This window comes from Jiangella alba, assembly GCF_900106035.1.
Taxonomy (GTDB): Bacteria; Actinomycetota; Actinomycetes; order Jiangellales; family Jiangellaceae; genus Jiangella; species Jiangella alba.
Genome location: NZ_FNUC01000003.1, coordinates 3050872 through 3072913, shown reverse-complemented (window position 1 = coordinate 3072913; position 22042 = coordinate 3050872). Strand labels below are relative to the sequence as shown.

The 22042-nt window shown below is 72.8% G+C and carries 27 protein-coding genes and 4 tRNA genes; 18 read left to right on the top strand and 13 right to left on the bottom strand.

The genetic code is table 11. The annotated features are described in order from the left end of the window. Nucleotides 1-52 precede the first annotated feature (52 nt). The 3 genes from BLV02_RS16570 to BLV02_RS16560 are packed head-to-tail and all read left to right on the top strand — an operon-like array spanning nt 53 to nt 2680. Nucleotides 53-475 (top strand): DUF6220 domain-containing protein, encoded by a 423-nt coding sequence (locus BLV02_RS16570; RefSeq protein WP_069111610.1) that lies wholly within the window; start codon nt 53-55, stop codon nt 473-475. Further along, a complete protein-coding gene (locus BLV02_RS16565; RefSeq protein ID WP_069111611.1) occupies nt 472-2367 on the top strand; it encodes a multicopper oxidase family protein in 1896 nt (631 codons plus the stop codon). The genes BLV02_RS16570 and BLV02_RS16565 overlap by 4 nt, the downstream gene beginning before the upstream one ends. Further along, the gene (locus tag BLV02_RS16560) at nt 2354-2680 is read left to right on the top strand and encodes a hypothetical protein (RefSeq protein ID WP_069111612.1); all 327 of its coding nucleotides are present in this window, start codon (nt 2354-2356) and stop codon (nt 2678-2680) included. The genes BLV02_RS16565 and BLV02_RS16560 overlap by 14 nt, the downstream gene beginning before the upstream one ends. Here the strand turns inward: BLV02_RS16560 and cobA are convergent. From cobA to BLV02_RS16545, 3 genes are all read right to left on the bottom strand, one after another. Beyond that, nucleotides 2667-3860, bottom strand: coding sequence for a uroporphyrinogen-III C-methyltransferase (cobA, locus tag BLV02_RS16555; RefSeq protein ID WP_069111613.1), 1194 nt, complete (start codon nt 3858-3860; stop codon nt 2667-2669). The two genes, BLV02_RS16560 and cobA, sit on opposite strands and share 14 nt — an antisense overlap. After that, nucleotides 3860-4555, bottom strand: a complete 696-nt coding sequence (locus BLV02_RS16550; RefSeq protein WP_069111614.1) for a phosphoadenylyl-sulfate reductase — start codon at nt 4553-4555, stop codon at nt 3860-3862. The genes cobA and BLV02_RS16550 overlap by 1 nt, the downstream gene beginning before the upstream one ends. A 154-nt stretch (nt 4556-4709) precedes the next feature. Further along, on the bottom strand, nt 4710-6374 hold the full coding sequence (locus BLV02_RS16545; RefSeq protein WP_069111615.1) for a nitrite/sulfite reductase: 1665 nt from the start codon (nt 6372-6374) through the stop codon (nt 4710-4712). Nucleotides 6375-6703: 329 nt separating this feature from the next. Here BLV02_RS16545 and BLV02_RS16540 point away from each other — a divergent pair, with 329 nt between their 5' ends. From BLV02_RS16540 to BLV02_RS16530, 3 genes are all read left to right on the top strand, one after another. After that, entirely contained in the window at nt 6704-7084 is a 381-nt protein-coding gene (locus BLV02_RS16540) for a hypothetical protein (protein ID WP_069111616.1), read from the top strand. A gap of 659 nt (nt 7085-7743) precedes the next feature. Next, nucleotides 7744-8382, top strand: coding sequence for a TetR/AcrR family transcriptional regulator (locus tag BLV02_RS16535; protein ID WP_216094233.1), 639 nt, complete (start codon nt 7744-7746; stop codon nt 8380-8382). Next, nucleotides 8379-8957, top strand: coding sequence for a DUF2867 domain-containing protein (locus BLV02_RS16530; protein ID WP_069111618.1), 579 nt, complete (start codon nt 8379-8381; stop codon nt 8955-8957). Before BLV02_RS16535 ends, BLV02_RS16530 begins: the two co-directional genes overlap by 4 nt. Before the next feature lie 394 nt (nt 8958-9351). Here the strand turns inward: BLV02_RS16530 and BLV02_RS16525 are convergent, their stop codons facing one another. Beyond that, complete coding sequence (locus BLV02_RS16525; protein WP_069111619.1) at nt 9352-11106, bottom strand: acyl-CoA dehydrogenase family protein; 1755 nt, start codon at nt 11104-11106, stop codon at nt 9352-9354. Between the two features lie 205 nt (nt 11107-11311). Here BLV02_RS16525 and rsgA point away from each other — a divergent pair, with 205 nt between their 5' ends. Beyond that, on the top strand, nt 11312-12367 hold the full coding sequence (gene rsgA / locus BLV02_RS16520) for a ribosome small subunit-dependent GTPase A (protein ID WP_069111620.1): 1056 nt from the start codon (nt 11312-11314) through the stop codon (nt 12365-12367). 44 nt (nt 12368-12411) lie between these two features. Here the strand turns inward: rsgA and BLV02_RS16515 are convergent, their stop codons facing one another. After that, a complete protein-coding gene (locus tag BLV02_RS16515) occupies nt 12412-12789 on the bottom strand; it encodes an SdpI family protein (RefSeq protein WP_069111621.1) in 378 nt (125 codons plus the stop codon). Between the two features lie 19 nt (nt 12790-12808). Here BLV02_RS16515 and BLV02_RS16510 point away from each other — a divergent pair, with 19 nt between their 5' ends. Together BLV02_RS16510 and BLV02_RS16505 are read left to right on the top strand one after the other, a co-directional pair. Beyond that, nucleotides 12809-13354 carry a pyridoxamine 5'-phosphate oxidase family protein gene (locus BLV02_RS16510; protein WP_216094234.1) on the top strand — a complete coding sequence of 182 codons (546 nt, stop codon included), beginning with the start codon at nt 12809-12811 and terminating at the stop codon, nt 13352-13354. A 9-nt stretch (nt 13355-13363) separates the two neighbouring features. Continuing rightward, entirely contained in the window at nt 13364-14014 is a 651-nt protein-coding gene (locus BLV02_RS16505) for a class I SAM-dependent methyltransferase (RefSeq protein WP_069111622.1), read from the top strand. Here BLV02_RS16505 and BLV02_RS16500 read toward each other — a convergent pair. Beyond that, complete coding sequence (locus BLV02_RS16500) at nt 13971-14423, bottom strand: hypothetical protein (protein ID WP_069111623.1); 453 nt, start codon at nt 14421-14423, stop codon at nt 13971-13973. The two genes, BLV02_RS16505 and BLV02_RS16500, sit on opposite strands and share 44 nt — an antisense overlap. A gap of 80 nt (nt 14424-14503) precedes the next feature. Here BLV02_RS16500 and BLV02_RS16495 point away from each other — a divergent pair, with 80 nt between their 5' ends. After that, a complete protein-coding gene (locus BLV02_RS16495) occupies nt 14504-15106 on the top strand; it encodes a dihydrofolate reductase family protein (protein ID WP_069111624.1) in 603 nt (200 codons plus the stop codon). A 5-nt stretch (nt 15107-15111) separates the two neighbouring features. Here the strand turns inward: BLV02_RS16495 and BLV02_RS16490 are convergent, their stop codons facing one another. Continuing rightward, entirely contained in the window at nt 15112-15453 is a 342-nt protein-coding gene (locus BLV02_RS16490; protein WP_069111625.1) for a winged helix-turn-helix transcriptional regulator, read from the bottom strand. 94 nt (nt 15454-15547) lie between these two features. On the opposite strand from BLV02_RS16490, the gene BLV02_RS16485 reads away from it, so the two are divergent. Both BLV02_RS16485 and BLV02_RS16480 read left to right on the top strand, forming a co-directional pair. Beyond that, nucleotides 15548-16147: a hypothetical protein gene (locus BLV02_RS16485; protein WP_069111626.1), complete on the top strand. Its 600-nt coding sequence runs from the start codon at nt 15548-15550 to the stop codon at nt 16145-16147. Between the two features lie 209 nt (nt 16148-16356). Continuing rightward, a complete protein-coding gene (locus tag BLV02_RS16480) occupies nt 16357-16761 on the top strand; it encodes a hypothetical protein (protein WP_074946389.1) in 405 nt (134 codons plus the stop codon). A gap of 63 nt (nt 16762-16824) precedes the next feature. Here BLV02_RS16480 and BLV02_RS16475 read toward each other — a convergent pair. The 3 genes from BLV02_RS16475 to BLV02_RS16465 all read right to left on the bottom strand — a co-directional run bounded on the left by BLV02_RS16475 (nt 16825) and on the right by BLV02_RS16465 (nt 17083). Next, nucleotides 16825-16899, bottom strand: a tRNA-Val gene (locus tag BLV02_RS16475). 14 nt (nt 16900-16913) lie between these two features. Beyond that, nucleotides 16914-16984, bottom strand: a tRNA-Cys gene (locus BLV02_RS16470). A 26-nt stretch (nt 16985-17010) separates the two neighbouring features. Continuing rightward, nucleotides 17011-17083 (bottom strand) — tRNA-Gly (locus tag BLV02_RS16465). A 91-nt stretch (nt 17084-17174) separates the two neighbouring features. Between BLV02_RS16465 and BLV02_RS16460 the strand changes: the two genes are divergently transcribed. Further along, a complete protein-coding gene (locus BLV02_RS16460) occupies nt 17175-18179 on the top strand; it encodes a chorismate-binding protein (protein WP_069111628.1) in 1005 nt (334 codons plus the stop codon). After that, the gene (locus BLV02_RS16455; RefSeq protein ID WP_069111629.1) at nt 18173-19009 is read left to right on the top strand and encodes an aminotransferase class IV; all 837 of its coding nucleotides are present in this window, start codon (nt 18173-18175) and stop codon (nt 19007-19009) included. The genes BLV02_RS16460 and BLV02_RS16455 overlap by 7 nt, the downstream gene beginning before the upstream one ends. Nucleotides 19010-19015: 6 nt before the next feature. On the opposite strand, the gene BLV02_RS16450 is transcribed toward BLV02_RS16455, so the two are convergent. Then, nucleotides 19016-19573 carry a CGNR zinc finger domain-containing protein gene (locus BLV02_RS16450; protein WP_069111630.1) on the bottom strand — a complete coding sequence of 186 codons (558 nt, stop codon included), beginning with the start codon at nt 19571-19573 and terminating at the stop codon, nt 19016-19018. A 95-nt stretch (nt 19574-19668) separates the two neighbouring features. Further along, the gene (locus tag BLV02_RS16445; RefSeq protein ID WP_069111631.1) at nt 19669-20088 is read right to left on the bottom strand and encodes an SsgA family sporulation/cell division regulator; all 420 of its coding nucleotides are present in this window, start codon (nt 20086-20088) and stop codon (nt 19669-19671) included. A gap of 99 nt (nt 20089-20187) precedes the next feature. Here BLV02_RS16445 and BLV02_RS16440 point away from each other — a divergent pair. After that, nucleotides 20188-20259: transfer RNA gene (locus tag BLV02_RS16440), tRNA-Val, on the top strand. Between the two features lie 100 nt (nt 20260-20359). Here BLV02_RS16440 and BLV02_RS35105 read toward each other — a convergent pair. Beyond that, nucleotides 20360-20587: a helix-turn-helix domain-containing protein gene (locus tag BLV02_RS35105; protein WP_176986524.1), complete on the bottom strand. Its 228-nt coding sequence runs from the start codon at nt 20585-20587 to the stop codon at nt 20360-20362. Nucleotides 20588-20803: 216 nt separating this feature from the next. Between BLV02_RS35105 and BLV02_RS35695 the strand changes: the two genes are divergently transcribed. The 3 genes from BLV02_RS35695 (at nt 20804) to BLV02_RS16425 (ending at nt 21761) form a co-directional block, all read left to right on the top strand. Further along, complete coding sequence (locus BLV02_RS35695; protein ID WP_141711586.1) at nt 20804-21175, top strand: hypothetical protein; 372 nt, start codon at nt 20804-20806, stop codon at nt 21173-21175. Beyond that, nucleotides 21172-21438 (top strand): hypothetical protein, encoded by a 267-nt coding sequence (locus tag BLV02_RS16430; protein WP_141711587.1) that lies wholly within the window; start codon nt 21172-21174, stop codon nt 21436-21438. The genes BLV02_RS35695 and BLV02_RS16430 overlap by 4 nt, the downstream gene beginning before the upstream one ends. A 98-nt stretch (nt 21439-21536) precedes the next feature. Continuing rightward, nucleotides 21537-21761 carry a hypothetical protein gene (locus BLV02_RS16425; RefSeq protein WP_074946387.1) on the top strand — a complete coding sequence of 75 codons (225 nt, stop codon included), beginning with the start codon at nt 21537-21539 and terminating at the stop codon, nt 21759-21761. Nucleotides 21762-22042: the final 281 nt, after the last annotated feature.

Genomic DNA, 22042 nt, shown 5'->3' with positions numbered 1-22042 from the left:
CGAATGATCGCTCCCGAGGTCCGGCGACGTCGCCGGCCCGGAGGGAGCGATCATGCGGAAGGTCTTCCTCGGCTTCGCGGTGCTGGTGCTCGCGGCGGTCGTGGTGCAGTTCTATCTGGCGGCGGTCGGCGCGTTCGACACCGCGCCCAACGACGAGGCGTTCGACGCCCACGCCATCCTCGGCACGGTGATCCTGCTGCTCGCGGTGCTGGCTACGATCATGGCGGCGGTGGCCAAGGTCGGCGGGCGGCTGATCGGCATGACCGCCGGGATCGCCGGCCTGGTGCTGCTGCAGAGCCTCATCCGGGTGCTCGCGGACGCGCTGAACGACTCCGGCGACACGTCGTCGACCGCCGGCACGCTGGTGTTCGGGCTGCACGCCCTGAACGGGCTGGCGATCCTGGGTCTGAGCGCCCGCGTGCTCGCCGAGGCGCGCCGCCCGGCGGCCACCCAGCAGCCGCCCGTCGCGGCGTGAGCACCGGCCAGCTGGTCGTCCTCGATCACGTCGTCGCGGTCCTGACGGCGGCGCTCTGGCTGGCCGCGGGCGCGGTGGCGGCGGCCGGCCGGACGCGGGTGGCGCTGGGGCTGGCGGCGGGCGGCGTCCTGGCCGTCGCCGGGCGGCTGACGCTGGTGGCGGTGCTGGCCGATCGCGGCTGGTGGTTCGTCCAGGAGAAGGTGCTGGTGGGCGTGCCGCTGCTGGTCGTGACGGTGGCGGCCGCGGCGGTGCTGGCGGGACGGCCGCTGCTGCGCGGCGGCGACCTGCCGCCGGCGGCGGTGACGTCGCTGTTCGCGGTGGGCTACGCGGCGCTGGCCGGGTTCGTCGTGACGTACGTCGGCGGCTACCCGCTGACGTGGAGTGTCGCGCTACTCGCGGTGGCCGGCGTGGCCGGCGCGGTGCTGGTGACGGCGCAGGCGGTGGTGGCGCCGCCGCCCGCCGAACGGCAGACCGCCGGCGGGCCGCTGACCCGGCGCCGGTTCCTCGGCGTCGCGGCCGCCGGCGCCGGAGCGGCCGGCATCGGGCTGGCGTTCGTCCGGGCGCCGTCCGCCGACGCGGGCGGGGGAGCGGCCGCCGTCCACCCGGCCGAGCACGGCACCCCCGTCACCGACCTGCGCGGCCCCACCACGCCGGCCGCAGGTGGCGCCGTCCAGACCTACAGCGTCACGGCGCGGCGCTCGGCCGTCGCGCTGACGTCGGGGCGGGAGATCGACGCGTGGACGTTCGACGGCCGGCTGCCCGGGCCGCCGCTGACCGCCGTGCAGGGCGACCTCGTCGAGGTGACGCTGCGTAACGAGGACATCGACGACGGGGTGACGATCCACTGGCACGGCTACGACGTCGCGTGCGGCGAGGACGGCGCGCCCGGCACCACGCAGGACGTCGTCGCGGCCGGTGCGGAGTTCGGCTACCGGTTCCGGGCCGACCAGGCCGGCACGTTCTGGTACCACACGCACCAGGTGTCGCACATCGGCGTGCGCCGCGGCCTGTTCGGCACGCTGGTCGTCACCCCGCGCGACGCCACGCCCGACGACGTCGACCTCGTCCTGCCGGTGCACACCTACGACGGCGTGCTGGCCATCGGCGACGACGACGGCGTGCTCGCACCGGACGCCGCGCGGGGCGCGTCGGTGCGGCTGCGGCTGCTGAACACCGACTCCGAGCCGCATCGGTTCGGGCTGGCCGGGACGGCGTTCCGGCTGGCCGCGGTGGACGGGCGCGACGTGCACGACCCCGGCGAGGCGTCCGAGCGGGCGCTGCGGCTGCCCGCGGGCGGCCGGTACGACGTCACGTTCGCGATGCCGGACCGGCCGGTGGCGCTGACGGTGGACGGCGAGGTGCGGCTGCGCCTGGGCGGCGACGGCGACGTCCCCGACACCGGCGGCTGGCCGGAACTGGACCCGCTGCACTACGGCGGGCCGGACGACGTCCCGTTCACGCTGGACACCGACTACGACCGGCACTTCACCATGGTGCTGGACCGCGGCGCGGCGATGGTCGACGGCCGTCCGGCGTTCGCGCAGACGGTGAACGGCCGCGGCCACCCGTCCATCCCGGAGCAGCTGGTGGCCGAGGGCGACCTCGTCCGCTTCACCGTCGTCAACCGCAGCCTGGAGACCCACCCGTGGCACCTGCACGGCCACGGCGTCCTGGTGCTGGCCCGCGACGGCCGGGCGGCGACCGGCAGCCCGCTGTGGGTCGACACCTTCGACGTGCGGCCCGGCGAGGTGTGGGACGTCGCGTTCGAGGCGGCCAACCCGGGCGTCTGGATGAATCACTGCCACAACCTGCCGCACGCCGAGCAGGGGATGATGCTGCGGCTGCGCTACGACGGCGTCACCGCGGTGGCGGGCAGCCATGCAAGGCACTGAGGAACGGCTGCGCCGGCGCAGCGACGCGATCATCGGGCGGGAGCTGGCCCGGCTGGCCGGCCGCGCCCGCACCCTCGGCCCGGGCGAGCTGGCCGTCGTCGAGCAGGCCCTCAACGACCTCGTCGAGCACCTCGTGCTGGCCCGGCTGCGCGCCGTCCCGCACCGCGCCGCCGAGGTCGAGCGGCTCTTCGACGACGGCGCCGCCGTGGCCGGGCGCGGGGACGTCCACCGCGCTGAATCGGCCGGCTGCGGGCGGGTCACTCAGCCCGCAACCGGCCGTTCGATCGAAGATACAGGATCTAATCCGCCGTGACTAGGGTGGTCGCGAGCGCTGCGACGTCGCCGACGACGATGACGGCGGGCGGCTGGGCGCCCGCCTCGGCGGCCGCCCGCGCGATGCCGGAGAGCGGCGCGGTCGTCACCCGCTGGCCCGGGCCGAAGCCGTCCTCGACGACGGCGGCGGGGGTGTCCGGGTCCATGCCGTGCGCGACGAGCTGGGCGGCGGTGTCGGCGAGCAGGCTGACGCCCATGAGGAAGACCAGCGTGCCCTCGGTGCCGGCGAGGTGGGCCCAGTCGAGGCCCTCGTGCCCGGACACGACGGTGAACTGCTTGGCCAGCCCGCGGTGCGTCACGGGGATCCCGGCGGCCGCCGGCACGGCGACCGCGCTGGTGACGCCGGGGACGACCTCGACGGGGACGCCGGCGGCCCGGCAAGCGGCCACCTCTTCGCCGCCGCGGCCGAGCACGAACGGGTCGCCGCCCTTGAGCCGGACGACCTGCTTGCCGGCCTGGGCGTGCTCGACCAGGATGCGGTTGATCTCGTCCTGCGGAACCGGGTGGTGGCCGGGGGTCTTGCCGACGTCGATGACCTCGACGTCGTCGTCCAGCTCGGCCAGCAGCGCGCGCGGCCCCAGCCGGTCGACCACGACGACGTCGGCGGCGGCCAGCAGCTGACGGCCGCGGGTGGTGATCAGGCCGGTGTGGCCGGGTCCGCCGCCCACGAGGGCGACGCGGCCGCGTCCGTCCGGCCGGGTGCGGCGCAGAGGGAGCTCGCCGGTCTCCAGCGCGGTCTGCACGGCGTTGCGCAGCCGGACGGCACGCCGGGGGTCGCCGCCCGCCGTCACCGCCACCAGCACGTCGCCGACCCGCGCCACCGCCGGCGTCCACGCGGACGAGCGCGCGGCGTCGTCGGCCCGGACGCACCAGGTGCGCTGGGCGTCGGCGGCCGCGGCGACGGCGTCGTCGACCGTGGGGTCGCCGGTCGCGGTGTGCACCAGCCAGGCGCCGTCGAGGTCGCCGGCGGTGTAGTCGCGCGGCGACCACGTGACCCGTCCGGCGCCGACCAGCTCGGCCAGCGGCTCGCACAGGTACGGCGCGACGACGTGCACCTCGGCGCCCGCGTCGGCCAGCGGCGCCGTGCGACGGGCGGCCACCGGGCCGCCGCCGACCACGACGACCCGCCGGCCGGCGACGTCCAGCTGCAGCGGATACATCAGATGTTGATCCCGCACTCGGTCTTCGACGAGCCCGACCACCGGCCGGCGCGGGCGTCCTCGCCCTCGGCGACGGGGCGCGTGCACGGCTCGCAGCCGATGGACAGGAAGCCCAGCTCGCGCAGCGGGTTCACCAGGATGCTGTGCTGCTCGACGTAGGCGTCGACCTGCTCGTCGGTCCAGGTGGCCAGCGGGTTCACCTTGACCTTGCCGCGCTTGGGGTCCCAGGCGACGACCGGCGTGTTGGCGCGGGTGGGCGACTCGGAGCGGCGCACGCCGCCGGCCCAGGCGTCGTACGGCTTGAGCGCGCGGTCCAGCGGCCACACCTTGCGGATGGCGCAGCACAGGTCGGAGTCGATCTCGTACAGCTTCCCGTACTCGGCCTCGTGCTCCGGGACGCGCAGCGGGTGCGTGATCGTCTCGACCTCGACGTCGTACGTCGCCGCGATGGCGTCGCGGGTGCCGATGGTCTCGGCGAAGTGATAGCCGGTGTCGAGGAACAGCACCTTGATGCCCGGCACCGCCGTCGACGCGACGTGCGACAGCACGCCGTCGGCCATCGAGGCGGTGATGGCGAACCGGTCGCCGAAGGTCTCGTGCGCCCAGCGGACGATCTCGCCGGCCGGCGCGTCCTCCAGGTTCCGGGCCGCGTCCAGCGCGAGCGCCTCGAGGGAGTTCGTCGGGCAGAGGGTCATCCTGCACTCCTTCTGGTCGAGAGGCCGAGCAGTTTCACCGAGAACACCCGCAGACAGGACCGGCACTCCCATGCACCGTGCGGCTCCTCCACGGGGTGGAGGTCCTCGTCCGCACAGAACGGGCAGTGCATGATCGCGGCCCTGGTCTCGCTCATTACTGGAGCGCCTCCTCGTCGGCCCGCGCCACCCACTGGGCGAAGCGCTCGCCGTCCGTCCGCTGGTCGATGAAGCGCCGGACGACGCGCTCCACGTACTCGGGCAGCTCCGCGGTCGTCACCTTCAGGCCGCGCAGCTTCCGGCCGAAGCCGGCGTCGAGGCCGAGGCCGCCGCCGAGGTGCACCTGGAAGCCCTCCTCGCCCTTGACGATCTGGCCCTTCAGCCCGATGTCGGCGACCTGGATGCGGGCGCACGAGTTCGGGCAGCCGTTGAGGTGCAGCGAGATCGGCACGTCCAGCTGGTCGGTGAGGTCGGCCAGCCGCTGCTCCAGCTGGGCAATGGTGTCGACGGCGAGCTGCTTCGTCTCGACGATGGCCAGCTTGCAGTACTCGAGGCCGGTGCAGGCCATCGTGCTGCGGCGGAACACGCTCGGCCGCGCCTGCAGCCCGATCGCGTCGAGCGCCGTCACCAGCGACTCGACCTGGTCGGCGTCGACGTCGAGGATGACGAGCTTCTGGTGCGGCGTCGTGCGCAGCCGGCCCGACCCGTGCGCCTCGACGACGTCGGCCAGCTTGCTCAGCATGGTGCCGGACACCCGGCCGACCAGCGGCGCGACGCCGACGTAGAACCGGCCGTCCTTCTGCTCGTGGACGCCGACGTGGTCGATCGGTTCGACGTGCGGCGGGGGAGGCGGGCCGTCGATGAGCTTGCGGCCGAGGTACTCGTCGCTCTCGAGGACCTCCCTGAACTTCTCCGGGCCCCAGTCGTCGACGAGGAACTTCAGCCGCGCGCGGTGCCGCAGCCGGCGGTAGCCGTAGTCGCGGAAGATGCCGGTGACGCCGGCCCAGACCTCCGGCGCCTCCTCCAGCGGCACCCACGCGCCGAGCCGGACGGCCAGCTTCGGGTTCGTCGACAGCCCGCCGCCGACCCAGAGGTCGAGGCCCGGGCCGTGCTCGGGGTGGTTCACGCCGACGAACGCGATGTCGTTGGCCTCGTGGACGATGTCGGGCAGCCCGCTCAGCGCCGACTTGAACTTGCGCGGCAGGTTCGAGAACTCCGCCGAGCCGATGTAGCGGCGCTGGATCTCGTCGACCGCCCACGTCGGGTCCAGCACCTCGGCGGCGCTGATGCCGGCGACGGGGGAGCCCAGGATGACCCGCGGCACGTCACCGCAGGCCTCCGTCGTGCTGAGCCCGACGGCCTCCAGCTTCTCCCAGATGACCGGCACGTCCTCGACCCGGATCCAGTGCAGCTGGATGTTCTGCCGGTCGGTGACGTCGGCGGTGTCGCGCGCGTACGTCGTGGAGATCTCGGCGACCGTGCGCAGCTGCTCCAGGCTGAGCGCACCGCCGTCGATGCGCACCCGCAGCATGAAGTACTCGTCGTCAAGCTCATACGGCTCCAGCACCGCCGTCTTCCCGCCGGGGATGCCGGGGCGGCGCTGCGTGTACAGGCCCCACCAGCGGAACCGGCCGCGCAGGTCCTGCGGGTCGATGCTGGCGAACCCGCGCTTGCTGTAGATGGTCTCGATCCGCTTGCGGACGTTGAGGCCGTCATCGTCCTTCTTGATCCGCTCGTTCGGGTTCAGCGGCTCCAGGTGGCCGAGGGCCCACTGCCCCTGGCCCTTGGGGCGCTTGGGGGCCGGCGTCTGCGTAGGCGACATGTGCAGTGCAGTCCTCGAGGGGTCGGGGACGCACGGTGCGTTTCGGCTCGGGACCGGGTGCCCGGGGTGCCTGCCGGCGCGACCGCGCGCCCGGCTGGTGAGTCCGGGGCGGTCAGAACGCCAGACAGAGCATGCTGTCCATGCGGCCGTAGTCGACGTGACGCCGACTCACGAGCAGCAGTGGAATGACGGACAACATGCAGAGCATCGTGCCATGCTCACTTTCCCGGCGCGAACGGCGTGTCCATCATTCGGGCAATGTTGTCTTGCATCGCGAGATTCCATAGTGATTGAGTAGGTTTTAATCCGGCGCCTGTAGGGTCGGCGCCGTGTTACGACTCCTGCGCCCCGTCGTCCTGCTCGCCGCCGGTGTTCTGGCGCTGACGGCCTGCTCCGAACAACTCGACCAGGGTCTCAACGACCTCGCCGCCACCGCCCTGGAGGACGCCGTTGCGCGGCAGCTGTCCGACGCCGGCGTGACCCTCTCGAGCGGCCCCGACTGCTCCACCGACCTGTCCCGCTCCGGCACGTCGCTGTCCGGCGACGCGTCCTGCACCGGCACCGCGTCCGACGGCCGCTCCGTCCGCGCCGACTTCGACGGCACCCTGTCCAGTTCCGGCTGCACCGGCTCCCTCGGCGTCTTCGTCGACGACGAGGCGATCGCCCAGGTCGACGAGATCCCCGACTGCTCGGTGAACGTCCAGTTCTGATCGCTGCTCGGTTGCCCGGCTGATCGGTTGCTTGGTTGTCGCGTTGCCCGGCTGCCCAGTTGCCCAGTTGCCCAGTTGCTCGGGTACCCGGGGTTCGACGCCCCGGGCACCCGCGCTGAGCCGTCTGCCCTGGCGCCCGGCCCCGGGTTGGCCGGCTGGCTCGTCTCCCGTCTGGCCTGTGCGCCGCCGCGCCGCGCCGTGCCCCTCTGGTGATCCGTGCACCTCTGCCTGACCCTGCGCCGCACGGGCTTGCCGCCACTGCCGTCCCCGCGCCGCTGGCCGGCTCTGCGTCGTGCGGGCTCGCCACCGCTGGCCGTCCCGGTGCCGCTGGCCGGCGCTGTGTCGTGCGGGCTCGCCACTGCCGGCCGTCCCCGCGCCGCTGGCCGTCCCCGCGCCGCTGGCCGGGCTCGGCGTCGAGCGGGCTCGCCATCGCTCGCCTGTCCGCGCGGGCCGGTTCCGTGCTGGCCACCGCCGTCCCCGCCGCTGGCCGGCGCTGTGTCGTGCGACTTCGCCACCGCTGGCCGCCTTCGCCCCGGCCGTCCCGGCGCAGCTGGGCCGTCCCCGTGCGGCGCTGACGCACACCGCCTCGTCCCCGCCGCCGCGTCCGCATCACCGTCGCGCTAACCTACATACATGCACGTATGTATGTGGCGATCGCCGTGAGCCGGACCCGGCCGGGCGAGCGGCCCACGCAGGCCGATCGCCGGGCGCGTAGCCGCGACGCGCTGCTGGAGGCGGCCGCGCGGGGGCTGTCGCGCTACGGGTACGGGCACCTCTCGCTGGAACGCGTCGCCCGCGACGCCGGGTACACGCGCGGCGCCCTCTATCACCAGTTCCGCGACAAGCAGGAACTCACGCTCGCGGTCATCGACTGGGGGATCGGGACGTGGCAGCAGGAGGTCGGCCCGCTGATCGAGCGGGAGACCGAGCCGGTGGCCGCGTTGCTGACGCTGGCCCGCGGGCACGCCGTGTACTGCCGCCGCGACATCGCGCGGATGGCGATCGCGCTGCGGCTGGAGTTCAGCGGCCAGGACCATCCGGTCGGGCGTGAGATCGAACGCGGCTACGAGGCGCTCGTCTGCCTCTGCGAAGGGCTCATCCAGGACGGACGGCGGGCCGGCGCGATCCCGGCCGGTGTGCCGTCGCGGACCCTGGCGCTGGCGTTCGTCGGCGCGCTCGAAGGGACGGTCATCGCGCTGGCCGGCCACGACCCGCACGACGAGACGCTCGCGGCGCGCGCCGTCGGTGGCGTGCTCGGACTCGACTCGGCACCGATCGCACGGAGGACCGACCCATGAAGCTGCCCGATTCCGCCCACACGTCCAGGCCGTGGCGCATCCACGAGCTCGCCCCCGACTTCCGCCTCTACGACGTCTGGGCGCTGCCGACGCCCGGCGGCCCGGACGACTTCCCCCGCCTGGTCCGGCAGTCCGCCACCGGCGACACGTCGGGCAGTCCGTCGCGGGTGGCGCGGGCGTTGTTCGCGATCCGCTGGAAGCTCGGCGCCTGGTTCGGCTGGGACGATCCCAAGGCCGGCGTCGGCGGCCGGGTCGCGACGCTGCGGGACCGGCTGCCGGACGACCTGCGCGACGGCCCAGCCGGCCCGGAGTTCGACCGGCTTCCGTTCACCTCCGTCTTCCTGACGGCTGACGAGTGGGCCGCCGAGCTCGCCAACCGCACCGTCCACGCCGTCCTGCACCTGACCTGGGTCGAGGACGGCGACGGCGGCCACCGCGGTCAGATGGCGGTGCTGGTGAAGCCCAACGGCTGGTTCGGGCGCGCCTACATGGGACTCATCGCGCCGTTCCGCCACCTGTTCGTCTACCCGCCCCTGATGCGCCAGATCGACCACGACTGGCGCACCGCCCCCTGACCGCCGGCGCGTCGGCTCGCCGGTCGCCTGCTCATTCGGAGGCGTGGCCGGTGGCCGGCTCCACGTCGCGGTCGGTCGTCTGATGCTGGCAGTCGCACCAGGAGCGGCCCTTCTCGAGCGCGGGGCAGTCCTGGTGGCGCTGCTCACCGCACGCGGAGCAGATCACGCTGCCTCCGCAGCGGTGTGGCGAACGTTCGTCGCGGGACGGGGATGGTTGGGGCTGGTCATGGCGCCTCCGGGGTGACGTGGCGGCTCGCACTGAGGTGTTCGACCGGTGGTGGCAGTTCCGGGGTGGCGTGCAGGACCCGTCGCGGAGCGTCCGAGCGCGGGGAGGAGGGCGAGCTCAGGCGCTGTCGCTGGCGGTGGCACGTGGCTACTGCGGGCGTCGGTGGGGTCATGGCGCCTCCGGGGTGGCTCGTTCGACGATCGCGGCGGTGTCGAGGCCGGCGGGCAGCGCGCCGTAGACACCGTGGCGGGCGTCGAGGCGACTGGCGCAGAACGCGTCGGCGACGGCGGCCGGGGCGAACCGGACCAGCAGGCTGGCCTGCAGCAACACCGCCATGTGCCCGGCCAGCACCCGCGCCTGCCCCGGAGCGCCCGCTCCGTCGACGCCGGCCGCGGCGGTACGGACCCCGACCCCGGCGCCGCCCGCTCCGTCCGTGCCGAGAGGCCCGCCGACGCCCGCTCCGGCGCGGCGGGCGGCCGCCGCGGAGAGGCCGGCGAGGTCGCCGCTCATCAGGGTGGCCGTGACCGCGGCCAGCGCGTCGTCGAGGCGGCGATCGTGGCCCTTGGCGGCCTCGACCTCCGTGCGCCAGGCGGCGACGGCGTCGGGCTCGCGGGTGAGCACGCGCAGGAGATCGAGCGCCTGGATGTTGCCCGCCCCCTCCCAGATCGAGTTCAGCGGCGCCTCGCGATACAACCGCGGCATCCCGCTCTCCTCCACGTACCCGTTGCCGCCGAGGCACTCCAGCGCCTCGGCGACCGCGCCCGGTGTCCGCTTGCACACCCAGTACTTCGCCAGCGGCAGCCCGATGCGCCGCAGCGCCCGCTCGTGCGGATCGGCAGCAGCGTCGACGGACGCGGCGAGGCGCATGGCGAGGGCCGTCGCGGCCTCGGACTCGAGGGCGAGGTCGGCGAGGACGGCGCGCATCAGCTCGGAGTCGGCCAGCCGGGCGCCGAACGCGGACCGGTGCGCCGCATGCCACGTGGCCTCGGCGACCGAGCGGCGCAGCAGCGCGGCCGACCCGAGCACGCAGTCGAGCCGGGTGGCGGCGACCATCTCGATGATCGTGGCCACGCCCCGGCCCTCGTCGCCCAGCCGCTGCGCCAGCGCGCCGTCGAGCTCGATCTCGGCCGACGCGTTCGCGCGGTTGCCCAGCTTGTCCTTGAGCCGCTGCAGCCGCACCGCGTTGCGGCCGCCGTCGTCGAGGACGCGGGGGAGGACGAAGCACGTCAGCCCGCCCGGCGCCTGCGCCAGCACCAGGAACACGTCGTTCATGGGCGCCGAGCAGAACCACTTGTGCCCGGTGAGGCGGTACCACCCGCCGCCGGTGGGCTCGGCGCGGGTGGTGTTGGCGCGGACGTCGGAGCCGCCCTGCTTCTCCGTCATCGCCATGCCGGCCAGCGCAGCGGCCTTGGCCGCGGGCGGACGCAGGCCGGGGTCGTACGCCGGCGACGTCAGCAGCGGCTCCCACCCGGCGGCGACGGCGGCGTCGGTGCGCAGCGCCGGGACCGCGGCGTACGTCATGGACACCGGACACAGGTGGGCGGCCTCGAGCTGGCTCCACACCAGGAACTTCGCGGCCCTGACGGCGTGCGCGCCCGGCTCGGGCGACGCCCACGGCGCGGCGTGCAGCCCGTGTTCGACGGCGGTGGCCATGAGCCGGTGCCACGAGGGGTGGAAGTCGACCTCGTCGAGGCGGTGACCGTAGCGGTCGTGCGTGCGCAGGACCGGCCCGTTCACGTCCGCCTCGCGAGCCCACCGCTGCGCCTCGGCCGACCCCGCCAGCCGCCCGAGCGCGGGCAGCTCGGCACCCGCGGCGGCGGGCGCGTGGCGGCCGACCGCCTCGACGAGCGCGGCGTCGGCGCCGAACACGTCGTAGCCGGTGAGCGGCGGCGGCTGATTGGTGACCTCGTGTGTCGCTTCCACGAGATCAACGGTAGACCGGGCGGGCGGTTATTCGCTGGCCGCGAAGGCCCGCCTGTGGATAACGTGACGATCGTCGTCAGGCTGTGGACAACGGAGGAGGTGAGTAGCCATGCACGTGATCGGATCCGTTCGCTCCACTACTCTCCGGCCAGCACGCCGCCGCTGACACCGTCGCGCGTGAGGCCGCACCCGAAGAAGGTCTCACATGTCTGCTTCCCAGCAACGCCTGCTCGACCTGGGCTGGACGCCCGAGGTCGACCGGGCCTTCCGTCCCTACCGGGGCGCCCACCGGCTGGCCCGGGTCTGCCGCGTCGACCGCGGTGGCGCCGAGCTCGCCGGCGGCATGGGCGCCGTCCGCGCGACGTTCGGCGGCGACGTGCTGCGCTGCGTGGCCGCCGACCGCATGGCGCTGCCCGCCGTCGGCGACTGGGCCGCGGTCCGCGACTGGCCGGACGACCGGGTCACGCTCGAGGTGGTCCTGCCGCGGCGGACGGCGATCGTGCGCGACAGCGCCGACCGGACGTCACACGGCCAGGTCGTCGCCGCGAACGTGGACGTCGTGGTGATCGTCGAGCACCTCGATCCCGACCCCGACCTCGGCCGCATCGAACGGCTACTGGTGCTGGCGTGGGGGAGCGGCGCGCAGCCGGTCGTCGTCCTCACCAAGCCCGATCTCGTGCCCGACGCCGACGGCATGCGCGACGAGGTCGCGGAGGTCGCGCCGGGTGTCGAGATCCTGCTGGTCAGCGCGGTGTCCGGGACGGGAGTGGACGAGCTCGGCGGGCTGCTGCGCAACGGCCGGACACTGGCGCTGGTCGGGCCGTCCGGCGCGGGCAAGTCGACGCTCACCAACGCGCTCGCGGGCGTGTCGCTCATGCCGACGGGCGCCGTCCGGGCCCGCGACGGGCGCGGACGGCACACCACCACCCGTCGCGAGCTGGTCGTGCTGCCGGGTCGCGGCGTCCTGATCGACACACCGGGCCTGCGCGCCGTCGGCCTGGTCGCCGACGACGCCGCCGTCGCCGGGGCGTTCGCGGACGTCGAGGAGCTGGGGGCGCGCTGCCGGTTCCGCGACTGCGCCCACGTGGCCGAGCCCGGCTGCGCCGTCCTGCTCGCGGTCGAGGACGGGGAGCTGGACGAGGACCGGCTGGCCCGGTGGCGCAAGCTGCGTCGCGAGGCCGACCTGAACACGGCCCGCCGCACACCCGGGCACCGGCGCGCCGTCATCGCCGACCTGGAGGCCAAGCGGCACCGGCGCTGACCCGCGGCCGGCGCACCCGTCAGCGCCGCGGGCCGGCGCCGTGGTCACCGCAGGGGAGCGTCGTCGCCGACGGAGCGGGCCGCGACGACACCCCGCCGGGCGCCGACCAGCACGAGCACCAGCAGCACGCCCACCCCGGCAAGCACCGGGACCGCCAGCAGCCCTTCCGGGTCGGCCGGCACGACGAACACGGCGAGCGCCGCGACGACGGCCGCCCACCCACCCGCCTCGGTCGCCGGCCGGGCCGCCCGGTGCGCCGCCAGCCAGGCGTCGTCGCTGGCGAGGGTCGCCTGGGTGCGGATGCCGGCCCAGTAGTTGCGCCGCAGCCGGCCGGACGCGGTGGCTCGGGCCATCCAGACGATCGCCGCGCCCGACGCGGCGACGATGGCCGCCAGCAGCAGCCGGACCCCGAACAGCTCCATGCCGCCCATTCTCCCGCACGTGGTTGTCGGCGCCGCGGCCGTCGGCCAGGATGGCGACGCGGGCACGCACAGCGCGATCGAGGACGCCATGACGCTCGAAGACAACGCACGCCACGTCATCGACACCACGCGGTATCTGAGTCTCGGCACCGTCGACCCGGACGGCCGCGCCCGCGTGTCGCCCGTCTACTACGCGCCCGACGGCTACGACGTCGTCTACTGGCTGTCGGTGCCCGAGGCGCAGCACTCCCAGAACATCGTGCGCCAGCCCGAGGTGAGCATGGTGATCTACGACTCCACCGTGCCGGTCGGCGGCGACGTCCGCGCCGTCTACCTGAAGGCCACCGCCGGCCGGGTCCCGGACGACGAGCTGGCGGCCTGCGCCGCGGTGGCGTGCCGGGCGCGGTTCCCGGAGCAGACCGAGCCGTTCCCCGTCGAGTGGCTGTACCCGCCCGAGCGGTTGCGGCTGTGGCGGGCGCGGGTGACGGAACACTCGGTGCACGTGCGGGGCAGCGACCCCGAGTACGGCACGGGGATCGACTCGCGGCGCGTCGTCGCGCTATGAAGTGGTGTCATGGGCTGCTGTGATCCGCGCGGCTGCGACCGCATGTTCACGTCCGGGTTCGCCCGCCACGTCGCGCGGCGCTACCGCAAGCGCGGCCTCGACCGCACGGCGGCGCGCATGGTCGCGTTCCTGCAGCAGCGCGGCATCGAGGGCGCGACGGTGCTCGAGATCGGCGGCGGGGTGGGCGAGATCCAGATCGAGTTGCTGCGCCGCGGCGCCGCGTCCGCCGTCGGCCTGGAGCTGTCGCCGTCCTACCGCGACGAGGCCGCGCGGCTGCTTGCGGACGCGGGGCTGACGGGGCGCGCGCAGTACCGCGTCCACGACATCGCCGCCGACCCCGACGGCGCGCCCGCCGCCGACGTCGTCGTGCTGCACCGGGTGGTGTGCTGTTACCCGGACTACGAGCGGCTGCTGGCGGCGGTGGCCGACCACGCGGGCCGGCTGGTGGTGTTCAGCCACCCGCCGCGCAACCTGGCCGGACGGGTCTTCGTCGGGGTGACGAACCTGGTCATGCGGCTGCGGCGGGAGCAGTACCGCGCGTTCGTCCACCCGCCGCGCGCCATGCTCGACGTGCTGCGGGAGCGGGGGCTGCGCCCGGCGTACGCGCGCCGCGGGCTCACGTGGCAGATCGCCGGTCTGGAGCGGGGCGATCCGGCCTGACCGGTTCCCGGAGGACCCAGTCGCCGGGGTAGGCGTACGGCACGGCCACGACCTGGACGGCGTCCTCGTAGACGATGCGGCCCGGGCTGGCGGTGGTCAGCTCGACCCACGGGACGGCGTACCGGTCGAGCAGCGCGAGATACCCGGACACGAACCCGAGCAATTCGCCGGCCGGGTCCTTGAACCAGGCCCGCGCGCCGGGGTTGCGGTCGCGGTCGTAGCAGCGCGGGTCGGCGGCGGACGGGTCGCTGTGCAGGTCGTAGGCCCGGCGGTTCGCGGCCCGCAGCCAGGCGTGGTCGTCGGTGCCGAGCAGGCCGTGCTCGGCCAGGCCGTTGGCGAGGGCGAAGATGCCCGGATACGTTCCGCGCCGGTTCGGAACGGCGCTCTGGTAGCGGCGGAACCTCGGCATGCGGCGGCAGCCTACCGATGAGTTCGTCCGCCCCGCCCGGTCTGCACGGTGACGATCCGATGACCGGGAGAGGACGAGGAATGTCTGACGTGTACCTGACCATGGCGATGTCGCTCGACGGGTTCATCACCGGGCCGGACGACAACGCCGAGAACCCCGCGGGCACCAACGGGATGCGGCTGATGAACTGGCTCGGCGGCGGGGCCGAGCCCGGCGCGGAAGGGCCGAACGCGTTCCGGCCCAAGTACCCCCACAGCCAGCAGGTGTTCGACGAGAGCATGGCGACCGGCGCCGTCATCGCCGGGCGGCGGACCGCGGACTTCGCCGGCTACTGGGGCGGCGATCACCACAACGGGGTGCCGATCTTCGTGCCGACGCACCAGCCGCCGGCCGAGAACCCATACGAGCGGGTGCACTACGTCACCGACGGCATCGCCTCCTGCGTCGAGCAGGCCAAGCAGGCCGCCGGGGGCCGCGACGTGATGATGCACGGCGCCAACACCGGCCAGGAGGCGCTGAAGGCCGGCGTGCTGGACCTGATCGAGATCCAGCTCCGGCCGGTGCTGCTCGGCCGCGGCCGGCGGCTGTTCGACGGGCTCCCGTCCGAGCACACGGACCTCGAACTGGTGCGCACGCTGGAGGACCCCGGTGTCCTGCACCTGCGCTACGCCGTACGCCGGTAGCCGGGCTACGCGAGGGCGGCGGCGCAGCTCATGGCGTCGCCCGGGGCGGTCTCACCGTGGGTGTGCTCCAGGTGGGCCTCGCCCCAGGCGCGGACGTGCTCGACGACCGGGAGCACCGTCGTCCCGTACGGCGTCAGCCGGTAGATGACCGGCGCCGGGACGGGCCCGGTCTCGACCCGCTCGACGAGCCCGTCGGCCTCGAGTTCGCGCAGCTGCTCGGCCAGCACCTTCGGAGTAATCGGCGCGCTGCGGCGGCGCAGGCCGGCGAAGTGGCACTCGCCGTGGGCCAGCCAGTACAGCAGCGTCAGTTTCCACTTCCCGCCGACGGCGGCGAACGCCGCGGCCATCGGGCAGCCGGGAATGGGGTTGCGGCGCGCCGGCGAGGGGTTACCTGAAGGTGCGTTCTTGTTCACGGGCATGCTCGGCTCCGATATTCGCAGCATGAACACTCACGGGAAGATCACCCTGCCACAGAAGCGGTTCGTGGTCGCGTGCCTGTCGCTGCTCGCGCTCACCGCGGCCGCGGCGCCGGGCGAGGCCGCGCCGTCGCCGTCAACGGCTCAGGCCGCGGTCGTGGAGGGCCAGCGGAGCTTCGACTGGGAGATCGGCACCTGGCGCTCGCAGGTGCGGGTGCTGGCCGAGCCTCTCTCGGAGTCGCCGGACGAGTGGCTCCGCTTCGACGGCACCAGCGTCGTCCGTCCGCTGATGGACGGCCGGTCGAACGTCGTCGAGTTCGAGGTGCAGGGCCCGGCCGGACGGATCGAGGCGCTCAACCTGCGGCTGTACGAGCCCCAGGCCGATCGCTGGAGCCTCAGCTTCGTCAACATGCGCGACGGCCTGCTCACCCCGGCCGTCTACGGCGGCTTCCACGACGGTGTGGGCGAGTTCTACGGCGACGACCAGCTCGACGGACGTCCGATCAAGGTCCGCTTCCGCATCGTCCGGCAGGGACCGGACAAGGCGAGGTTCGAGCAGGCGTTCTCCGACGACGGCGGGGAGACGTGGGAGACGAACTGGATCGTCGTGGACAAACGGATCTGACCGCTCGCAAGCCTTGGCACGCCTGGGCGTCGTCCTTGCCACACGGAGGTGAATTGACGCGCCCCGGAATGCCGGGTTTCGGAGCGGCCCGGCGTGCTGAGCCCGTTGACGTGGGAGGCTGCGGCCATGACCGTCGACTGCCACGCACCGGAGCATGCTGCCGGACTGGTGGACGCCACCGACCACGCCGTCTGCTGGGGATGACGACAATGTGGGTGCTCGACCGAGGCAACAGCCACGAGCTCATCGCCGCACTCGAACCGCACGCCAGGAGCGGCGCCCTCGACTCGGTCGCGGTCGGGGAGGGTTGGCGCGATCTGGTCGCGGAGTGCCACGCCCGCCTCATCGAGGTGGACCCGGTGTACCGGTTCTCAGCGATCAAGCAGAAGTGGGCGGAGCTGGCGTGTCAGGTGGACACGTCCTCCTCGCCTCGCGACACCACACGCCGGATCGGGGCGATCACGGACGAGTTCCAGGCTCGCTCAGCGGTGATCTGCGAGTGGTGCGGCCGTGACGGTGAATACCGCGAGCGGCTGGTCATGGATCTCACGCTCTGTGGCGACTGTGACCGGCTGCATGCGGATCCGCCGTATCCGGTCTACGGATGCGGGTGAGGGTCCCTCCCGAGCCCGAAATGCGAAAGGCCCCACCCGCCTGGGTGGGGCCTGCCGGTTTGGTGGTGGGCGATACTGGGATTGAACCAGTGACCTCTTCCGTGTCAGGGAAGCGCTCTCCCGCTGAGCTAATCGCCCGGGACTTCGTACCGAGGTGGAGACGGGATTTGAACCCGTGTAGACGGCTTTGCAGGCCGTTGCCTCGCCTCTCGGCCACTCCACCGTGATGAGGGCCAGAGCCCCGCTCCGAGCGGACGACGGGACTCGAACCCGCGACCCTCACCTTGGCAAGGTGATGCGCTACCAACTGCGCTACGTCCGCACTGCATCGGGCCGGTTTCCCGGAACCGCGGTGCGGGTGAAACATTAGCCCATCGAAGCCGCCGTCGCCAAACGCGGTAGCGTCGCGTGTTGTGGACGAGCCCCCGGGACCCCTGGCCTACCTGGGCGGGAAGCTGGCCACCGGGTTGGCGGAGGTGTCGTCCGACCTGCGGGTCCTCGACGGATCCGGGCGGTGGGCCGTGGTCGTCACGTTCGAGGGCGACGTCGTCTGCGCCCGGTTCGACCACTGGCAGGACGCGCCGCTGCCGCCGGCCGGACGGCGCTGGAACGGGCCCGCAGCCGCCGCCTGGACGTCGTCGCTGGACCGCGACGGCTACCTGAGCGCCGTCCGTGACGTGCGGGAACGCATCGCGGCCGGGACGGTGTACCAGGTCAACGTGTGCCGGGTGCTGGAGGCGCCGCTGCCGGACGGGACGGACGATCTTCTGCCGCTGGCGAACATCCTGAGCGACCGGCACGACGCACCGTTCGCGGGCGCCGTCCTGCTGCCGGACCTGCAGGTCGTGACGGCGTCGCCGGAGCTGTTCCTGCGCCGCCGCGGCGACCACGTGACGTCGTCGCCGATCAAGGGGACCGGACGGACCGTCGCCGATCTCACCGCGAAGGACGGCGCCGAGAACGTCATGATCGTCGACCTCGTCCGCAACGACCTCTCCCGCGTCTGCGTCACCGGCAGCATCGCCGTCGACAAGCTGCTCAGCGTCGAGAAGCACCCCGGCCTGGTGCACCTGGTCTCGACGGTGAGCGGGCGGCTGCTGCCCGGCGCCGGGTGGGCGGAGCTGTTCGAGGCGACGTTCCCGCCCGGGTCGGTGTCCGGCGCGCCGAAGTCGACGGCGCTGCGGGCCATCGCCGACCTCGAGACGGCGCCGCGCGGCCCGTACTGCGGCGCCGTCGGCTGGGTCGACGCGGGCACGGGGGAGGGCGAGCTGGCGGTCGGCATCCGCACGTTCTGGGCGCAGGGCGGCGTGCTGCGGTTCGGGACCGGCGCCGGCATCACGTGGGGTTCGGACCCGGACCGCGAGTGGGCCGAGACGGAGCTGAAGGCGGAGCGCCTCGTAGGCTTGGCCTCGTGCTGACTTGGGTGAACGGGGAGCTGCTGGACGAGTCCGAGGCGACCGTCAGCGTGTTCGACCACGGCCTCACGGTGGGCGACGGCGTCTTCGAGACCGTGAAGGTCGTGGGCGGCGTGTCGTTCGCGCTGGGCCGCCACCTCGCCCGGCTGGGCCGCTCCGCCGCCGGGCTGGGCCTGCCGGCGCCCGACCCCGTCGAGCTCGCCAAGGCCTGCGAGCAGGTCGCGGCACAGGCCACCGGCGACGCCGTCCACCGGCTGCGCATCACCTACACGGGCGGCGTCGCACCGCTCGGCTCGCAGCGCGGCGACGCCGGCCCGACGCTCGTCGTCGCGCTGGCGCCGGCTACGCCGCAGCCCGACGTCGCGACGGTGGCGGTGGTGCCGTGGCCGCGCAACGAGCGGGGCGCCCTGGCCGGCCTCAAGACCACGTCCTACGCCGAGAACGTCATCGCGCTGGACCGTGCCGCGGCCGCCGGGGCCGGCGAGGCGCTGTGCGCCGACACCCGCGGCCGGCTCTGCGAGGGCACCGGCAGCAACGTGTTCGTCGTCGTCGGTGGCCGGTTGCTGACGCCGTCGACCGCCACGGGCTGCCTCGCGGGCGTCACCCGCGACCTCGTCATCGAGTGGTGCGACGCCGCCGAGGCCGACCTCGACCTCGCCATCCTCGACACCGCCGACGAGATCTTCCTCACGTCGACGACGCGCGACGTGCAGGCCGTCTCGGCCGTCGTCTGGGACGACGGGCGGCGGCACGAGCTGCCCGCGCCCGGCCCCGTCACGGCCCAGGCGGCGGCGACGTTCGCCGCGCGGGCGGGCGCCGACCCCGAGCCGTAGCCGCGCTCAGACGGCGGCGGCGCGCTGCCGCTCGCGGTACGCGGCGACGTGCAGGCGGTTGCCGCAGGTGCGGCTGTCGCAGTAGCGCTTCGAGCGGTTGCGCGAGAGGTCGACCAGGACGCGTCCGCAGTCGGGCGCCGAGCACACCTGCAGCCGCTCCTGCTCGCCCGCGACCACGACGAACGACAGCGCCATGCCCGCGTCGATGAGCAGGTGCTCGGCCGGCGCCGCGCCGGGAGCGAAGTAGTGGGTGTGCCAGTCGTAGCCGTCGTGATTCGTCAGCCGCGGGCATACGCGCGTGCCGTCGAGCAGCCCGTTCACCAGGTCGGCGGCCTCGGCGGTCTCGTCGGCTTCGAAGATCGAACGCAGCCGCGGCCGCAGCGCGCGGACGGCGCGCAGGTCGGCGTCGGTGATGGTGGGCAGATCGCTGATCTTGTACGTGTCGATGAGCGACCGCAGCGAGCCGACGTCGGGCAGCCCTTCGCTGCCGCCCGCGGCGGGATCTGAGTTCACCAGATCGACGACAACCTCGAGCGAGTGTTCGACGTCGTGGCTGAAGGTCACGTGCCTGCCCTTACCTCGGATACCTGGGTCTCAAGTGCTGACGACCGTAATCCACCGTTGCGCGGGGCACAACAGGCGAGCGACACGTGGAGAGGTCAGGTACGGTCCAGCAGGGAGTCCAGGACGGCGTCGATGCTGAGCAGCCGCCCCTCGATTCCCGTCGGCACCAGAGCCCACGTCTGCACCAGGAAATCCTCGACCGCCGACGCCGGCGCCTCCAGCACCGCATCGCCGTCGGGGGAGCGCAGCCGCAGCCGCACCGTCGGCGTGCCGTGAGGGTCGAGGGCCGGCCAGACGTTGATGTCGCCCCGCCCGCTCGGCTCGTCCAGCCCGGCGCTGAGCAGATCGCGGGCGAACACCCACGGCACCGGCTCGCGCGCCGTGGTGTCGAACACCGCCGTGACCGCCAGCGGGTCGGTGGCGCAGTAGCGCAGCTCCGCCTGGATGTACCGTTCGCCGTCACCTTCGTCGAGCAGGCGCAGGGCCAGAGGGTACGAGATGGTCGACGCGCTCATGGCCAGTAGTGTCAGCCCATTCCGGACATCGCGCAACGCGAAACTCCGGCGGTGGTTTCCGTCGCGGCCCGGCGGTGCGGTATGGTTCTGCTCGCGCCCGGGCGATTAGCTCAGCGGGAGAGCGCTTCGTTCACACCGAAGAGGTCACTGGTTCGATCCCAGTATCGCCCACTCACATACCGCCTGGTCAGGGGCTGTTTTCGGATCAGATGAGCCGCCGTGTGCAACGAACCTGCAACGGCGGCTTCAGTCTGTTCGGATCCTCTGCCGCTCACTCGCCCGGCTCGATGGGCTGGACGACCAGGTCGACGTCATTCATGTCGACCTTCCACAGTCCGTGCCCTCCGCGGTTGCCGACCTTGTAGCCGGGCAGCTTGCCTTCGGTGATCCACCGGCGGACGGTTCGCGGGTGGACGTCGATGTGATCGGCGAACGCCTCGACCGACACGAGCTGGCGCCGGTCGGGGGCGCGGTTCTTGGTAGGGCGGGAAGAAGACACGAGCAGGCTCCTGCCGCTCATACACTCCCGGGAGTGCGGGAGGCTCGGTCCCGGCGTCGCCTCGCATTCTGTTGCGAGCACCTTAACCCGTCTACGGAGACCCACTGTATCCCAACAGCAACGAGCATTCCTGACCGTGCACGCAGAACCACGATCATCAGATTTGTATGACGTAATTGCAATTGGCTGGGACCACGAACGCGCAGGTCAGATGTGGTGCCCTTCTTCCAGGTCCGCTGGGAAGACGGCGGATTGTCGGATCGTGCCCCGACGCCTCCCTACGGTCGACAGCACAAGCACGCCGCAGCCCCGAGGAGGCGCACCGAGATGGTATTCAGAGCAAGGCAAGACCGGGCCAATGGCGTGTTCGACGTGGTGGCAGATGCCGTCCTGCATCTGCCACCAGGGCCGCTCACGTTCTGTCAGACGACCAACATGCTCATGGCCGTCACCCGAGCGATCGCCGACAACCCCCCACCTGCTGGGGAGCGGATCGCCGTGCTCGACATCGTTCGAACCGGTGAGACCGTCGACGGTGAAGAGCTCATTCATGTCAACGTGACGACTGCGTGGGCTGGGTCCAGATGAGTGACAACACGATCACACCGGCCAGCTTCAACGACCCGAACCACTGGCGCGTGGACATGCGCGGCCCGATCGATGGTCAGGTGACGCTCCGGTCGTACCACCTGGCCGCCGCCACCAAGGCGCAGGCCCGTCACGACGCCCTGCACAGGTGGGCGGCCGAGTTCGACGAGATCCCGTTCATCGTGAATGTCGAGCGGTACGCCGTCTGGCGATACTGGGAGCTTCAACCGGAAGGCCGGATGGGCATGAGTGCGGAGTTCTGATTCCGCTTTTGGTATTGTCGAAATGAGAATGAGGAATGAGGCACGAGCGCTTGTCGCTCGTGCCTTTTTCTTTGCACCGGAAGAAAGGGGTCCCATCCATGCCGCGGAAGTACGTCATCGACCCAGAGATCATGAGCGCGGTCCGACGCATCGCGTCGGCCGTGCGCTGGAACAAGCCGGAGGTCGAGGCGCAGGCTCGCCACGAGCTGGCGGTGCTGAAGGCCAGCCGCGCCAAGCAGCTGCGCCGCGAGGCCGTGGTGATGCTTGAGGCTGCCGACCGGATGGAGCGCGAGAGCGCTGAGGAGAAGGAGCCGGTGTCGTGAGCGTCGTCAATGAAAACAGCTTCATTGAGGAGGGCCTGCCCGTTTTTGTAGGTCCCGGCGAGCCGAGGTGCTTCAAGTGCGGCAGGTCGTTAGAGCACGAGACCGCATTCGTGGCGTGGCGCGGAACCGGACGCGACATCATGCTGCACGCGAAATGCGCTCAGCAGCTAGCGCTTCATCTCGCGAAAGATGGTCTTCAAGCCGAGCAAGACCAAGCTGTGTTTGCACAGAAGACAGTACGCGAGTGCAACCGACTTGTTCGCCACTGGCGGACTCGACCA